Source organism: Nocardia sp. NPDC058480 (assembly GCF_042720495.1).
Lineage (GTDB): Bacteria > Actinomycetota > Actinomycetes > Mycobacteriales > Mycobacteriaceae > Nocardia.
This window is the reverse complement of record NZ_JBHXMN010000008.1, coordinates 242,377-256,290: the sequence shown is the minus strand read 5'-3', so window position 1 is coordinate 256,290 and position 13,914 is coordinate 242,377. Positions and strand designations below refer to the sequence as shown.

Here is a 13,914-nt window from a genome sequence, read left to right as displayed (position 1 = left end):
ACCCATGCCTGGCGAGGTCGGTGAGGTCGCTCAGGAGCCCAGGTAAGGGCGCAGGCCTGGGTGCTCGGCGTGCCAGTCGTCCGGGTTGTGGGGTGGGTAGGCGATGGCGAGGTGGTCGCCGGGGGCGGGCCAGTGCGCGGCATCCCAGGCGAAACGGCGATAGACGACCTTGCCGGTGACCGAGGGGCCGGTGACGGTGCCGGTGATCGTCACGTAGTGCTCACCGATCATCGCGGGCAGTGGGCTGACACCGGTCACAGAGAGCGACCCGTGCTCGAGGCCGGCCCTGCCCCGGCCCGTCCGTCCGGCGACAACGGCACCGATCGTCACCACCAGCATCGTCACCAGCGCTGCCGCCATCACCACTTCGAGCATGCGCCCATGCTAGGCCCGGCTACAGCGGCGTGAGCTCGCTGACCCCCAGCGAGCGGCGCACCTGCCACACGGCGGTGCGGGTGCGCTGGGAGCGTCCGTTGCCCCGATCGATCAGCGCGCGGTCGGCGGTGGTGTAGATCAGTTGCGCGCCACGGGAATTGGTCTCCGGGTTCTGGAACAGCTGGACGAGGCGGTCGGTCTCCTCGACCGGCAGGCCGCCGCCGAGATCGTCGACCGCGAGCACCTGGCCGGTGTCGAGGGCTTCCAACATGGCAGGCAGCACGCGCAGCAGCGAGCGGGTTGCGGTGGATTCGTCGGCCAGTTCGAACGGCACATCGATGCCCTCGTGCACCACGCTCAGCCCCGCGCCGCGACGGTCGACCATGCGCCGGTACAGCGCGTCACGCGCCGCGCGCAGCGTGCTCAGCTCCCGTTCCACCAGAATCTGCTCGGGGTGGTCGAGATGGCCTGCCAGCGCGCCGATTTCGGCGTCCAGATCACGCAGATAGTCCGCGTACATCGGATCGTGTTCGGCCACGAGCAGATCCTCGATCCCGAGGTCCGCCGTGCGCAGCAGCATCAACAGCCGTGCCGCGTTGTCGGGCGAACGGGAAATGTGGCTGCCGAGGTCGTGCGCGAGCGCGTCGGTCTCGACATCGCCCTGCTGCACAGCCAGATTCGCCGCGAACCACCGATACGCGGGCACCAATGCCTCGGCGTACATCTGCCCCGCCAGACTCAACAGCAGAGCGTTCGGCCGCACCAACGGCACCAGCGCCGCCACCCCGTACCGGGCCGCCTCGAACATCGGCCCGATCTTGACCTCGTCACCACTGCGTTCGAACACGATCCGCTTGCGCGACCGGGGATGGGTGTACAACCACTCCGCGACCACATCGACGTTGTCGAGCCGGAACCCATAGGTATAAGGCACGCCTTCAGCGACGAACCCCGCGACGAATTCCGTTGGGCGATCGGCGAACCCGAGATGTGGTCGGCGCACCGGACCCGCGTACGGGTCCCATCCGCTCACGGAATTCAGTACCGCGTCCCGCATCTGCCCGAGCGCGTCGATGAAGCTCGTCTTCCCGGCGGCCGCCACCCCGTGCACCGCCGTCACCGGCACCGCCAACGGCCCACCGGCGCCCTTGGTCAGCCGCAACTGCTGCGCCTGGGCCAGCGATCCATGATTGGTCACCTGAAAACTGCGCAGCAAGGGCTGTCCCGCCTCTCCGTGAATCATGGCCAGACTAGAGGACCGCGGGACATACCGACGCGGCAGGCGGTTCGGTGTGTATCCGGTTGGCCCGTGCCCGGTGAGTTACCCATGTGCTCACGTGTTGATCATGGCCGGTCGCGTTCGGCCGCGACTTCACCGCTTGCCGCGCCACACGGTCGCCCCGTCCCGTAGTCTGACCGGAATTCACGGAGAGGCGGGACGGCATGGCGGTTCGGATGATGGTTCGTGGAGTTATCGTGGCGGCGGTGACGGCAGGTGCGCTCGTGCCCGCGGCACTGGTGAGTGCGCCGAGCGCGATGGCTGATCCGTGCCCGACGGGAACGGCGCGGGTGTTCCTGGGTAACTCGACCAACTCGTGTCAGGGTGCGGGCTCGGTCTCCTACACCGAGGCGCCGGTGTCGAAGGTGTGCTCGATGGCCAGCACCGATGTGACGGTCGAGATCCAGACCAACATCAAGAAGCGGCCGCTGCGCACTCAGGAGCTCAGCAATGGGCAGTGCGCGTCGTTCGATATGAAGACCCAGATCGGCAACACGGTCACCGTCACCCCGAACTGACGCGACCAGCTGGGTGGGCGAATCCGGAGTTCGCAGATCCGGATGCGCACGTCGCGGGCTCATTCCGGCGCGATGACCTCAACCGTGGGGAAGTAGGTTCGGTACCTCGCCGCGTCGCGCGTGAGCAGTCGGTACCCGCTGATCGCGGCGTGGGCACCGATGTAGAAGTCGGGCAGCGGTGACCGCTTGTCGCCACCCCGCCGACGGTAGGCGAGGAAGGCTCTGGCAGCGAGGAAGGCCGCGTCCCAGGGCAGCGGCTCACGGTCGAAGGACTGGGGCGGCAAGGCAGCCTCCACTGATTCCTTCGTCGCGTAGCCGATCGAAACCTCCGCGTAGATCAGCGGATTGATCACCACGCGACCGACGTTGCGCGCGGCGGACAATTCGGATGCCGACCATTGTTCCCACGTGGGGTCGCCGTCCAGCACATCGATGAGCACGCAACTGTCGACCAAGGTAGCGTGCCGCAGCGCGGTGACCGATTCAGTCACGCAGCAGCGCCATGATCTCGTCGGTCGTCAGGCCTGCGACTTCGGGATTGTCGAATCGGTGCCGTCGCATCTGACGAACGAGCCGCTCGCCGGGGCTATCCGCGCCGCCGCTCACCACGATGCGCAACGTGCCGCCGTCTTCGATGACATCGAGCTCATCACCTTCTTTCAGATTGAACCTCGACCGCAGCTCGGCAGGGATGGTCACCTGACCGTTCGCATTCATCCGCATGTCAGCCTCCATCTAATAGGTAATGACGTAATAGATGATAACTCCGCAGTTCACCTGATGGAACACCGCTATTCGAAGGTGATCGACTCCGGTTCTTCGGCGAAGGCGCGGGCTACGTCTGCGGTGAGGGCCAGCGCCTTGCGGGCCCAGGGCAGGGGCGCGCCTGCCAGGCCGCAGGAAGGCGTTACCAGGATCTGGGTGGCCAGGATCGCGCGGGGGAAGCCGAGGCGGTCGATGAGGCGGACGGCGGGTTCGGCGATGTCGCGCCACGTGGTCGACGCCGCGGGTGGGGTGGTGGGGGTCAGGCCGAGGGCGATTTTCTTGCCGGAGTCGATGATTTCGCCGAGGGCGTCGAGGTCGGCGGTGATGATCGTCGCGGCGTCGAAGGAGATCGCCGCCGCCGCTGTGCGGCCCAGGGTGGTGAGCGGGGGCCGAGAAGCGCAGGTGTGCAGTAGGACTGGCGAAGACTGCGCGTTGATGACGGTGTCGAGGATGTGCAGGGTGTCCGGCTCCGGCAGCGCACGGATGGTGTTCAGGATGCTCGGACCTTGCAGGGAGCCCTCGAGAACTGTGGTGAGCTGGGGTTCGTCGAGTTGGATGACCACCTCGGCGCCCAGCCGTTTGCGGATCTCGGCAGCGTGGCGGATCAGCCCTTCGGCGAGGGATTCCGAAAGATCGCGTAGGGCACCGGAATCGGTGAGGATGCGATGCCCGCCGGGCAGTTCCACCTCGGCGGCGAGGGTGAGCGGACCGGCGGCCTGGATCTTCACCACCCGCCCGGTGCCTGCCGAACCCGCTGTCTCCCATGCCTCTTCGATGGCGTCGAGATCGGCGTGCATCAGGTCCCGCGCACGCCGCGAAACCCCGGTCGGGCGGGCGGCCAGGCGGTAACCACGAGTCGTGGAATCGAAACGCAGGTCGACCAGCAGCGCCGAGACACGGCCGATCGTGTCGGCGCCGATGCCACGCTCGGGCAGTTCGACCAGGTGCGGGAGGGCGGGCAGTTCGCCGATGATCGTCGCGGCCGCCTCGCGCGGATCGGTGCCGGGCCACGAGCCGACGCCGGTCGCGATCCCACCGACGAGCAGGTCGACAGGCTCCGGCGCCTCCCGGGAATTCTCGCTTCGCCAGAGTGTCACGCGCTCAACACCTTTCGAGTCGTCGGACGCCGGTCACCACCCGGTCGGTGAGGACACCACGCGCCACGGACCGCGCACGCCGACCGTACGACGCACGGACCCGCCTTCCGCTATCTTGCCCGCACGCTCAGGCAGAGGCGTCGGCGGCGTCCGCCGAGATCTCGGTGCGGTCGGTGCCGTTGATGGTGCCGCTGCCGATCACGGTGTCGCCACCGTCGGTATCGGGCAGGTACAGCACGATGGCCTGGCCCTTGGCGACGCCGGTGAGCGGCTCGCGCAGCCTGGCGACGAAGCCGTCACCCTCGGGCTCGACCACGGCAGGCGCGGTCCCACCGTGCGCGCGAACCTGCACGACACACTCGACCGACGAGGTCGGGCGAACACCGGAGGTCCAGATCGCGCGGTCGGCGGTGATGACGTCGACCTGCAGATCCTCGACCGAACCGACCTTGACGGTGCCCGAATCGGGGTCGATTCCGGTCACATAGCGGGGCTTGCCGTCGGCGGCGGTGTGGCTCAGGCCGAGACCCTTGCGCTGGCCGACGGTGAATCCGTGCACACCCTCGTGATTACCGAGCACCGTGCCGTCGGAATCGACCAGCGCACCGGGCCGGATGCCGATCTTGGCGCCGAGGAAGGCGCGGGTATCGCCGGAGGGGATGAAGCAGATGTCGTGGCTGTCGGGCTTGTTGGCCACGGCCAGCCCGCGCTCGGCCGCTTCCTCACGGATCCGCGGCTTCGGGGTGTCACCCACCGGGAACATCGCCCGCGCGAGCTGCTCGGCGGTGAGCACCGCGAGCACGTAGGACTGATCCTTGTCGGCGTCGACAGCGCGACGAAGAACACCCTCGTCGAGCCTGGCGTAGTGCCCGGTGACCACGGCATCGAAGCCGAGCGCCTGCGCGCGATCGGCCAGCGCGGAGAACTTGATCTTCTCGTTGCAGCGCAGGCACGGGTTCGGGGTCTCCCCCGCGGCGTAGGCGGCGACGAAGTCGTCGATCACGTCTTCCTTGAAGCGATCCGCGAAATCCCAGACGTAGAAAGGGATTCCGAGCACGTCGGCGGCGCGGCGCGCATCACCGGCGTCCTCCTTGGAGCAGCAACCACGCGACCCGGTCCGCAGCGTGCCCGGGTTCGCCGACAGCGCCAGATGCACCCCGACCACCTCGTGCCCCGCGTCCACGGCCCGCGCCGCGGCCACCGCGGAATCGACACCACCGCTCATCGCAGCGAGAACTCGCATCAGGCACCTCCTCTAGCGCCGGCCAGGCCTGCGGCCCTGGCCCGATCGATGACCTGCGGCAGCACGGTCAACAGTGTTTCGACATCGGCTCCGGTCGACGTGTGACCGAGCGAGAAGCGCAGCGAACTGCGCGCCTGCCACGGGTCCACACCCATCGCTATCAGCACATGGCTGGGCGAGGCGACCCCCGCGTTGCAGGCCGATCCGGTCGAGCATTCGACACCGGCGGCGTCGAGCAGCATGAGCAGCGAGTCACCCTCGCAACCGGGGAACGTGAAGTGAGCGTTGCCGGGCAGCCGATTTGTTGGGCCATTGAGCACTGCCTCCGGCACCGCGGCCCGCACACCGTCGATCAGCTCGTCGCGCAGCGCCCGCAACTGCTGAGCGCGCGCGGGCAGGTCGGCGACGGCATGGCGCAGCGCGGCGGCCATCCCGATCGCCGCGGCCACATCGGAGGTACCGGAGCGCAGGTCACGCTCGTGTCCGCCGCCGTGCACCAGCGGCACACACGGCACGTTGCGGCCGAGCAGCAACACCCCGATCCCGTGCGGACCACCCACCTTGTGCCCGGCCACGCTGAGCGCGGCCAGCCCGCTCGCGGCGAAGTCGACCGGTATCTGGGTCACCGCCTGAATGGCGTCGCTGTGCATCGGAATGTCGAATTCCTGTGCAACAGCGGCCAATTCGGCGATCGGCTCGATGGTTCCGACTTCGTTGTTGGCCCACATCACACTGACAAGCGCCACCTCGTCGGCATGCGCCGCGAGCACCTCACGCAACACCTGCGGCGACACGACACCGTCGGCGTCGACCGGCAGCCAGCTCACCTGCGCGCCCTCGTGCTTCTCCAGCCACTCCACAGCATCGAGCACCGCGTGATGCTCGACCGCGCTGGTGACGATCCTGGTGCGCCGCGGATCAGCCGCCCGACGCCCCCAGAAGATCCCCTTGACGGCCAGATTGTCGCTCTCGGTGCCCCCGGAAGTGAAGATCACCTCGGACGGTCGAGCACCCAGATCAGCCGCGATCGACTCGCGCGCCTCCTCCAGCGACCGCCGCGCCGCCCGCCCCGAACCGTGCAGCGAGGACGCATTCCCGACCGCCCCCAGGGCAGCCGTCATCGCCTCGACCGCGGCAGGCAACATCGGAGTGGTCGCCGCGTGATCGAGGTAGACCGTCTTGGGCGCACCGTTGACCGGACCCGAATAAGCCGACTTCATGACCGACAAAGCCTATACCACCGCTGACCTGGTCATCTTCGGGGTCCACCCCTGCTTTCTACGATTTTTCTACGATTTACCCAGGATTTCCAACACGTGTATCACCTACTTTCATTCCCAAATCGTCGATGAGCAGGCCAGCGAGACGGTCGAGACAGGCTGGGTGCGAAGGAGCTGAGCTGGCGGACCGCAGCTGCCCGCTGGACCGGGGCTGCCGCACAACGGCCGACAACGGCCGTTAGCGGCGCCGCTACCGTGACAAACCCCATATTCCGCAGGCAAAGGACCGGCGGCGCCACTGCTGCGTGCACAGGCCGGCTTCGAGAACTTCGTCGTCCTGATGACCAGCCGTCCCGGCACCAGCACCTTCGATCCCACCGTCCCGAACAAGATCCGCACCCTGCGGACCACCTTGCACAACCTGCACCTCAATGGTCTCGAACTCGTCGCCGACGGTGCCATCACCACCATCACCGCAGATAATCGCCGCCGGAGCCGACACACTCGTGGCGGGCAGCGCGATCTTCAACTCGGCCGAGACCGACCTGACCACGGCGGTTCACCGACTCGCTCACCCAGTCCTGACCGACGCCATCGTGCGGGAGCACTGACCGAATCAGGAGACAGTTGTGCGAACAAGCCGCGCGAACAAGCTCGTGTCCGCTACGGGTCCTGCGAAGAACGTGTTCCTCGAAAAGGGATACATGACACCCAAAGTCGACGTCCGAGGCGGCGTCTTCGATGACCAGGGCCGCATCCTGCTCATCCGCGACCGCAGCGACGAAAGATGGACTCTGCCAGGCGGCTGGTGCGACGTCCTGGAACCACCCTCACTCGCAGTCGAACGCGAAGTCGAGGAAGAATCCGGAATCACCGTGCGCGCCAGCAAGCTCGTGGCACTACACGACCGTGACGTCCAAGGCCACCAGCCTGCCTTCCCCTACCACGTGTACAAGCTGTTCTTCCTGTGCGAGACCATCTCCCACGGCCAACCCAGCCCCGTCGAGACCATGGAGATCGACTGGTTCGACATCGACGACCTGCCTGAGCTGTCGACCACCCGCGTACTCGACACCCAAATCCGACTGCTCCACGACCACTGGAATAAACCAGACCTGCCAACAATGTTCGACTGACCGCTTGCCGCCACACCCCGAGGTACCAGGGCACTGAAGGCCAGGTCTTGGGCCTCGTTACTGACTGCGGGGCTGATGGTAGATCGCGGCCCGTTCCCGCCGGTCGGGCGCTGGACGATGCCGATTTGCAGATTCACGCGCCACCGACATGTGGGGTGTCAGAGGTTCTGTCTGGCCATCAGTCCCTGCGATTGCCGCGACATACAGCGAGCAACAATGCGCCGGGTTCGAGCAGAAGCACCGCCCATGCAGTGATCGATGCCATAAGCATTCGGTCTCGCAGTACTTGCGGGCGCTTGGCGATCACGGCCGTCGAACTGTCCGGATACTTCGACTCCGGCATGCACGGCTGGCGAGGGTGGGCAATGACATCACGTGCGCTGTGGGCCGGGATGGTGACGATCTGGTCGTGGAGCCGCTGGACGCGGACGGAAACCCTCGCGCAGTCGAGGTGTTCGGGACGCTGCAGGTAGACCTACCGACCATCGTCGGCACGGATCGTGGTGTGTTAGCGCCGTCGGTCAGCGTCGTGCTGTGGTTTCCTGGTCTGGTCTGGCCGCCCAGCCCGCACGGAGTCCGCAGGCTGTTCGCGTCAGCCGGTCATCGTCGCAACCGGACGAGGAGGTCTCTGTGTCGAACAGCGGTAACGCGGCGATGCAGCCCGCTTGCCCGGACAGGAACCAGACGAGGCCCGCGTTGCGGCGGATCGGCCTCGCGAGCTGGTCGATACTGGGCATTCTCGCGCTGGCGGTGGTCATCGCGGTGGCGCTGGGCGCGGTCAGCGGCATCCTGATTCCCTTGGTGATCGCGGTGATCGCGGGGATCGTGCTGGAGCCACTGGTGGAGCTGCTGAAACGAGTCGGGCTCCCACCGGCGCTGGCGGGTGCGGGGGCAGTGTTCGCCGCGATTGCCGCAGTGGTGTGCACCATCGCGATTGTCGTGTGGGGAATCGTGCGTCAGTACAACGAGATCCACCGGCAACTTGCACTGGGATGGGACGCGTTGCTGGTGTGGGGTCGGGGGCTCGATATCGAATCTTCGTGGTTGGAGCATGCCCGCACCGCGGTCCAGAGTCATCTTCCGCAGCTGGGACAGGGGCTGGCGGGGATCGTTACCAACACCTTCTACGGCGTTATATCGCTGATCGTCGGCACCTTCTTCGCGGTGTTCTTCCTGTACTTCACGTTACGGGACGGCAGCCGATTCCCTGTCTGGCTGGCGCGGAGCACTTCGCTCGACCCCGCCGAGGTCGCCGCGGTGGTCTCGCTGACAAGGGAATCGGTGCGCGGGTATTTCAAAGGCACGGCAGTCACCGCGTTGATCACGGCACCGATTTTCATGATTCCCTTGCTGCTGTTACGGATTCCGCTAGCGATCCCGATCTTCATCCTGTACTTTGCACTGTCGTTCATCCCGTTCGTCGGGGCCTGGATCACCGGTGCGTTCGCGGTACTGATCGCCTTCGGCGCCGCCGGACCGACCGCGGCCCTGATACTCACGGTGACGTTCGTCATCTCCAACGGCAGCATTCAGAGCGCGGTGAGTTCCTGGGCACTCGGGGCATCGCTACGACTGCACCCGGTGGCGGTACTGCTCGCCACTATGATCGGCGGTACTGTCGCCGGCCTGATCGGCATGGTGCTCGGCCCACCGCTGCTGGCCGCGGTGGTCAAATCGACTGCGGCCGTGCGGCAGTACCGCGCGGCGCCCGGATCCACGCGGGCACCGGCGGTCGATTGATGGTCTGTGTCGACGAGGTCATGCTGATGTGCCGGACCGCATCGAGGGCGGCCATATCAGCGACGCAGTCAGGGCCGCCAGGGTGGCCAACACGGCCAGGCTCACCGCCGCTCCCGTCTGTCCAGCGACCACCCCGACCCATCCGGCCAGAGGATAGGTCAGGAGAAAGCAAGCATGCGAGACCGAGAATTGTGCAGTGAACACCGAGGCACGAGTCATCGCATCCGAGCGTGCACGCAACAACCGCTTCGACGGTGTACTGACCAGTGATGTACCCGACCCCAGCACCAGCCACGCCAGGGTCAGCAGTAACCACCAGGTGAGCGACGGAGTCGCGCGAACTGTGATGACCGCCGCGGCCGCGAGTCCGATCACCATCAGCGCACAACCGCTCAGCATCAGCGCCCGGTCACCGATCCATGCCAGTGCACGCGGAACAGCCAGAGTCGCCGCGATCGAGCCCGCACCGTAGCAGGCCAGCATCAGCGCCACCTCCGAATCCGATCCTGCGAACAGATCCAGCACGTAGACAACGGTATTGACCACGACCAGAGCCGTTGCGGCCGCAACGACCATGTTCATCGCCAGCAGTCCGCGCAGAACCGGATCGCCTGCCATGATCCGTGCGCCACCGGTAATGCGCACCATCAGCGGCATCGACCGATCCGCAGGCTGGACCTGCGGTAGCTTCGTCCTCGCGACGATTGTCGCGGATATGACGAACCCCGCAGCGGTGCACACGAACAACGAGTTGTAGTGCACGAGGGTCAGCATGGCCGCGGCCAGCAGCGGACTCAGCAGCGACTCCGCGTCGTAGGCCAGTCGAGTCAGCGACAGCCCCCGGGTGTAGTCGTCCTCGTCGACCAGCATCGCCAGAATCACCGTTTGCAACGCGGGCGTGAAGGTAGCCGAGGCCGCTTGCAACACGAAGGCCAGCACATAGATCTGCCACACCGCGCCGACGAATGGCAGGCACAGGGCGATTCCCGCGCGGACCACATCCGACGACACCAAAAGGACCCGGCGTGGTATCCGGTCGGTCAGTGCCGAACTCACAGGTGCCACGAAGACATAGGCGATCATCTTGATCGCCAGCGCGGTACCCAACACCGCGCCCGCGTCGTCGCCGGCCAGATCGAAGGCGAGCAGTCCCAGCGCCACCGTCATCAAGCCGGTTCCGATCAACCCGGTTACCTGAGCGAGGAGCAGCCGGCGAAACCCACGGTGGCCAATGATCTGCAACAGGTGCCCGTCCCTTCTCTCCGATGCCGGTCAGGCTGGTGGCGCACAGCGATCGGCGGGCGTGCCGCTGCGCCGCCGATGTGGGTTGACGGCGCACACTGGACCTATGGGAGCCTTATGGATCTCGATCGGATCAGCAGCGATTCGCGCCAACGAAGTGGCCGAGGTCGCCGTGGCCAAGGCGAGTCGTGTGATCGGTGGGCGAATCGGCCGTGAACAATTCTCGGTGATTCTTCGTTCCTTCCGCGGATCGCAGACCTCGGGCAGAACTGTCTCCCGCACAGTGTGGAGCCATGCCGACGAACACGCCGCCGCTGTCGTGGCGCACCGGTTGATCGAGCATCTGATCATCCACGCGGACTCGGCGGGGACATTGCGTGTCCTTCGTTCCGGGGAGATCGAGTTCAACGAAGTCGAGCGCGGCGACGCTGGCTGACCCTTGTCCGCAGCACTAGCCGGCTACATCGAATACCGCAAAATCGCGGCCGCAGGCCCGTCGCCGGGGACTTCGCTTCCACGCACCGCCAGTACCCGCCCGTCGGCCAGCACTACGCGCCGCGCGATCTCGTCGAGGACGTCGGGACCGTTCATGGATTCGGCGTCGATATCGACCTCGAGTGCACCGTCCTGTGCGGCGATAGTCCCCGCGACGGTGGCGTCGATGTCGACGAACAGCGTGTCGATCATGTTGTAGGTGGCGGCCCGGGCGATGTCGGCGAGGTCGGTCAGTGCTCGTCCTTCCCCGCGCCGGGTGGCGAACAGCTCCGCCAGCGCGGCGAGTTCGGCCTTGTAGTGGCGGTCCAGGATTGTTCGCGCCAGCGCGGCGAGTTCATCGTCGCCCAGATGCTCGGGGTTGCCCGGCAAGGATTCCTCGAGCAGGTCCGGGTAGCTGTTGACCGATCGGAACAGCGCGTCGGTCGGCTCGGTCGCGGCCAGAATCAAGGGGGTGTCGCGACCTGCGAGGATCGGGCGCAGCTGCTGGTCAACGGCGCGTGCGTACTGGCGTACTCGCATCTTGCGGCCCTCGCTACCCTGGACGCGGCCTTTGGGTGCCCGATCGCCCAACGACGACTTGCCGGCGTGATCCGCCGCGCTGGTCGGCATGTCCTTCGGCGTGACATCGGCTGCGGGCCGGTCGGCGTCGGCTTGCACCAGGCGCGCGGCGCCATCGGAGAGTGCGAGGATGAACGCGGTCTGGGCAAAGGTCACCGACCGCAGCAGCGGCGTGAGCTGGAATCGGTCTCCGACGGAAGTGGATTCGGTGAGCCGGTTGGGGAGTCGATAGGTCCGCGCCCGGGTCGGCGTGGCGAGCACGACGAGGGTCCGCGCCTGGTAGCGCCAGAATTCGTCGTCATCGATCAGGTCGTCGAGCTCCTCACTCAACGCCGCGCGAGCCCCGGGGTCGGTCACCAGGGACAGTACGTCGCGGACCTGGTTGGAGAACGCTATGCGGTGCGCGTCCGGATTGGCTGGGTCTCCTTCGATCGGAGTGTAGATCGATACGCACCACGGCTCGAGAGTTGATGCGAGCGCAGTGATCTCACGGCGGGTCGGGATGTCGGTGTACAGCATCGTGCCTCCGGATGGGTTGTTGGGGATCAGTGGACAGTTCTCCGATCAGCGGTTGGCTGGTCTTGGTTGTCTGGTCCGGTGGCAGCGGGGTCGGGAATTTCGCCGGGCCGGTAGTCGGGCAGACGGCTCGCGGGCACGATGGCGAGGGCGCTGAGCCCGGCCAGGATCAGCAGACCGAACTTCAGGGTGCGCAGGCGGGCGTCCTCGTTGATCGCGACCGCGGCGTCGATCTGGTCGGGGGAAGCTGTGGTCGTGGCGAGGACCTCGCGCAGCGAGTCGTTGCTGACGAAGTTGACGTTGTCCAGATCGACCTGCTCGATCAACGAGTCGGGAAGGGTGACGTCGTCGGTCACCTGCTGGCCGACGAAGATGCTCAGGACTGTGACCAGCAGGGCGCCGACCAGTGCTGTGCCGACTGCCGAGGCCAGGTTCTGCGTGGTTCCGCGGATGGAGCCGACGTCACCGGCGAGTCTCTTCGGTGCGGAGGTGACCAGCACGTTGAAGACCAGGGTCACCAGTGCGCCTTGGCCGATGCCGAACACGATCAGCCCGGCGACGGTCGGGACGGTTTCCCAGTTGTTGGTCACCACGAAGGCCAGCCACACCAGCGCGAGGGTGGTCAGCCCGAACGAAGCCATGCCGATCGCGCGGGGTGTATAGCGCTGGTACGCGCGCACGACGATGGTGGCGGTGATGAAGACGGTCAGGTTGAACGGCATCATCGCCAGCGCGGTGTCGAATGGTGAGCGGCCCTGCACGATTTGGATGTAGAGCGGGACAGTGAAATTCAGGGCTGCCTCGAGCGCGACGACGGTGAACATCGCATAGATCGCGGCGCGTTCGCGCGAGCTGGCCAGGACCGAAAGATCGACCAGGGGCTGCCGACCTGCCTTGATGCGGCGCAATGTCCACATCAGGAATGCTTGGACCCCAACGATCCCGAGCACGATCGCCACCGGCGCCGGCGAAAGTCCGAGCATGTCCCACGGTGCCGCGGGTTTGGCGAAGACCACGCCCCAGGAGTTGAGGTTGTTGAAGCCGACGGTCAGCAAGACGACGCCGACACCGATCAGGACTGCGGCGACCAGGTCGATGCGCGTTGCTGGGTTGCCGGTGTCGGAGCGCAGGGTGAAGCTCAATGCGAAGACGAGCACCGCGATGGCGAACACCAGGACATACATCGGCCGCCAGCCGACCAGAGTGCCCAGCGCACCACCGATCAGGAACGAACCGACACCGGAGATCGCGCGCGCGGACCCCAATGATCCGATGGCGGTGGCCTGTTGGGTGCCGTGGTAGTTCTCGGTGATCAGCGCGACCAGAGCGGGCACGATCACGGCCGCCGAGGCGCCGGCGACGGCTTGCGCGGCGATGGCCCACCCGACGGTGGGTGCGAAGGTCATCATCAATGCCGACACCGCGAAGGTGGCAACCACGACGCGGAAGATGGCGACCCAGCCGAATCGCTGCCCGAGCTTGGCACCGACCATCACCAACGCCGCCACCGCGAGCCCGTAGGTGACGATGGTAGAGCTGACCACCGTGGGAGCGACGTCGAAGTCCTCGACCATCCCGCCCAGCGACACCGGCAACGCGGTGACGTTGACCGACATCAAAACTTGGGCGAAGAACAGCCCGACCATGGGCAACCAGGACGCACGGTCATTGACGGGTGCTGCCGGTGTCGCGGTCATGGCCGCACACTCCTGTCGGTCGGCGGGTGGAGG

At 66.4% G+C, this 13,914-nt stretch carries 15 protein-coding genes; 4 read left to right on the top strand and 11 right to left on the bottom strand.

Annotation, left to right across the window (positions count from 1 at the left end; all coding sequences use genetic code 11):
- Positions 1-30 precede the first annotated feature (30 nt).
- On the bottom strand, positions 31-375 hold the full coding sequence (locus ACFWO8_RS20950; protein ID WP_378953461.1) for a hypothetical protein: 345 nt from the start codon (positions 373-375) through the stop codon (positions 31-33).
- A gap of 19 nt (positions 376-394) precedes the next feature.
- On the bottom strand, positions 395-1,618 hold the full coding sequence (locus ACFWO8_RS20945; RefSeq protein ID WP_378953459.1) for an ATP/GTP-binding protein: 1,224 nt from the start codon (positions 1,616-1,618) through the stop codon (positions 395-397).
- A 242-nt stretch (positions 1,619-1,860) separates the two neighbouring features.
- On the opposite strand from ACFWO8_RS20945, the gene ACFWO8_RS20940 reads away from it, so the two are divergent.
- The gene (locus ACFWO8_RS20940; RefSeq protein WP_378953457.1) at positions 1,861-2,172 is read left to right on the top strand and encodes a hypothetical protein; all 312 of its coding nucleotides are present in this window, start codon (positions 1,861-1,863) and stop codon (positions 2,170-2,172) included.
- A gap of 59 nt (positions 2,173-2,231) precedes the next feature.
- Here ACFWO8_RS20940 and ACFWO8_RS20935 read toward each other — a convergent pair whose 3' ends face one another.
- The 6 genes from ACFWO8_RS20935 to ACFWO8_RS20910 all read right to left on the bottom strand — a co-directional run bounded on the left by ACFWO8_RS20935 (position 2,232) and on the right by ACFWO8_RS20910 (position 7,026).
- Positions 2,232-2,663, bottom strand: coding sequence for a type II toxin-antitoxin system VapC family toxin (locus ACFWO8_RS20935; RefSeq protein ID WP_378953455.1), 432 nt, complete (start codon positions 2,661-2,663; stop codon positions 2,232-2,234).
- Positions 2,656-2,895: an AbrB/MazE/SpoVT family DNA-binding domain-containing protein gene (locus ACFWO8_RS20930; RefSeq protein ID WP_378912555.1), complete on the bottom strand. Its 240-nt coding sequence runs from the start codon at positions 2,893-2,895 to the stop codon at positions 2,656-2,658. The genes ACFWO8_RS20935 and ACFWO8_RS20930 overlap by 8 nt, the downstream gene beginning before the upstream one ends.
- Positions 2,896-2,963: 68 nt before the next feature.
- The gene (locus ACFWO8_RS20925) at positions 2,964-4,034 is read right to left on the bottom strand and encodes a methionine synthase (RefSeq protein WP_378953453.1); all 1,071 of its coding nucleotides are present in this window, start codon (positions 4,032-4,034) and stop codon (positions 2,964-2,966) included.
- Positions 4,035-4,161: 127 nt separating this feature from the next.
- The gene (gene mnmA, locus ACFWO8_RS20920; protein ID WP_378953451.1) at positions 4,162-5,277 is read right to left on the bottom strand and encodes a tRNA 2-thiouridine(34) synthase MnmA; all 1,116 of its coding nucleotides are present in this window, start codon (positions 5,275-5,277) and stop codon (positions 4,162-4,164) included.
- Positions 5,277-6,497: a cysteine desulfurase family protein gene (locus tag ACFWO8_RS20915; protein WP_378953449.1), complete on the bottom strand. Its 1,221-nt coding sequence runs from the start codon at positions 6,495-6,497 to the stop codon at positions 5,277-5,279. The genes mnmA and ACFWO8_RS20915 overlap by 1 nt, the downstream gene beginning before the upstream one ends.
- A 250-nt stretch (positions 6,498-6,747) precedes the next feature.
- Entirely contained in the window at positions 6,748-7,026 is a 279-nt protein-coding gene (locus tag ACFWO8_RS20910; RefSeq protein ID WP_378953447.1) for a hypothetical protein, read from the bottom strand.
- A gap of 175 nt (positions 7,027-7,201) precedes the next feature.
- Between ACFWO8_RS20910 and ACFWO8_RS20905 the strand changes: the two genes are divergently transcribed.
- The gene (locus tag ACFWO8_RS20905; protein ID WP_378953445.1) at positions 7,202-7,633 is read left to right on the top strand and encodes an NUDIX domain-containing protein; all 432 of its coding nucleotides are present in this window, start codon (positions 7,202-7,204) and stop codon (positions 7,631-7,633) included.
- Between the two features lie 630 nt (positions 7,634-8,263).
- Complete coding sequence (locus ACFWO8_RS20900) at positions 8,264-9,373, top strand: AI-2E family transporter (protein ID WP_378953443.1); 1,110 nt, start codon at positions 8,264-8,266, stop codon at positions 9,371-9,373.
- Positions 9,374-9,391: 18 nt separating this feature from the next.
- Here ACFWO8_RS20900 and ACFWO8_RS20895 read toward each other — a convergent pair whose 3' ends face one another.
- Positions 9,392-10,615 carry an MFS transporter gene (locus ACFWO8_RS20895; protein ID WP_378953441.1) on the bottom strand — a complete coding sequence of 408 codons (1,224 nt, stop codon included), beginning with the start codon at positions 10,613-10,615 and terminating at the stop codon, positions 9,392-9,394.
- Positions 10,616-10,721: 106 nt separating this feature from the next.
- Here ACFWO8_RS20895 and ACFWO8_RS20890 point away from each other — a divergent pair, with 106 nt between their 5' ends.
- Positions 10,722-11,051, top strand: coding sequence for a hypothetical protein (locus ACFWO8_RS20890; protein WP_378953439.1), 330 nt, complete (start codon positions 10,722-10,724; stop codon positions 11,049-11,051).
- 23 nt (positions 11,052-11,074) lie between these two features.
- Here ACFWO8_RS20890 and ACFWO8_RS20885 read toward each other — a convergent pair whose 3' ends face one another.
- Both ACFWO8_RS20885 and ACFWO8_RS20880 read right to left on the bottom strand, forming a co-directional pair.
- Positions 11,075-12,187, bottom strand: a complete 1,113-nt coding sequence (locus tag ACFWO8_RS20885) for a hypothetical protein (RefSeq protein WP_378953437.1) — start codon at positions 12,185-12,187, stop codon at positions 11,075-11,077.
- Positions 12,188-12,213: 26 nt separating this feature from the next.
- On the bottom strand, positions 12,214-13,881 hold the full coding sequence (locus tag ACFWO8_RS20880; protein ID WP_378953435.1) for an MFS transporter: 1,668 nt from the start codon (positions 13,879-13,881) through the stop codon (positions 12,214-12,216).
- Between the last annotated feature and the right edge of the window lie 33 nt (positions 13,882-13,914).

What these genes read in the sequence shown, in the direction of transcription:
- ACFWO8_RS20950 (WP_378953461.1), bottom strand. Translation starts at nt 375, where the DNA reads ATGCTCGAAGTGGTGATGGCGGCAGCGCTGGTGACGATGCTGGTGGTG.
- ACFWO8_RS20945 (WP_378953459.1), bottom strand. Translation starts at nt 1,618, where the DNA reads ATGATTCACGGAGAGGCGGGACAGCCCTTGCTGCGCAGTTTTCAGGTG.
- ACFWO8_RS20930 (WP_378912555.1), bottom strand. Translation starts at nt 2,895, where the DNA reads ATGCGGATGAATGCGAACGGTCAGGTGACCATCCCTGCCGAGCTGCGG.
- mnmA (WP_378953451.1), bottom strand. Translation starts at nt 5,277, where the DNA reads ATGCGAGTTCTCGCTGCGATGAGCGGTGGTGTCGATTCCGCGGTGGCC.
- ACFWO8_RS20915 (WP_378953449.1), bottom strand. Translation starts at nt 6,497, where the DNA reads ATGAAGTCGGCTTATTCGGGTCCGGTCAACGGTGCGCCCAAGACGGTC.
- ACFWO8_RS20905 (WP_378953445.1), top strand. Translation starts at nt 7,202, where the DNA reads ATGACACCCAAAGTCGACGTCCGAGGCGGCGTCTTCGATGACCAGGGC.
- ACFWO8_RS20890 (WP_378953439.1), top strand. Translation starts at nt 10,722, where the DNA reads ATGGGAGCCTTATGGATCTCGATCGGATCAGCAGCGATTCGCGCCAAC.
- ACFWO8_RS20885 (WP_378953437.1), bottom strand. Translation starts at nt 12,187, where the DNA reads ATGCTGTACACCGACATCCCGACCCGCCGTGAGATCACTGCGCTCGCA.
- ACFWO8_RS20880 (WP_378953435.1), bottom strand. Translation starts at nt 13,881, where the DNA reads ATGACCGCGACACCGGCAGCACCCGTCAATGACCGTGCGTCCTGGTTG.